The 267-nt window shown below is 24.7% G+C and carries 1 protein-coding gene; it reads right to left on the bottom strand.

Annotated elements, in window-relative coordinates:
• Nucleotides 1-267: hypothetical protein (locus SB725_RS31550; protein WP_410923355.1), on the bottom strand; the 267-nt coding region annotated here is incomplete at both ends.

Genomic DNA, 267 nt, shown 5'->3' with positions numbered 1-267 from the left:
ATTAATATTTTTATAAATAATTCCTTCTTTTAGAAATCCAATATCAAATTCTTTAATTTCAAATGAAGCATTACTATAAATACTAGCAAAATTCAATAAGTGCTTAGGTATTGGTATCTCTAAATTTTGAAATGAAAGCGCTGCTTGTTTTAATAAATTAACTATAACTCTTTCGGCAGGAATATATAAAGGTGATTTAAAAAAATAATCTCTTTTAGTGCTATTTATTGCATCTATAACTCGCAAAATTTCTTCCTCCTTTAGATC

It is taken from the genome of Pseudomonas sp. SIMBA_041 (assembly GCF_046535095.1).
Taxonomy (GTDB): domain Bacteria; phylum Pseudomonadota; class Gammaproteobacteria; order Pseudomonadales; family Pseudomonadaceae; genus Aquipseudomonas; species Aquipseudomonas mucoides.
Note: the sequence above shows the minus strand (reverse complement) of the source record. Positions and strands in the feature narration are given on the sequence as shown.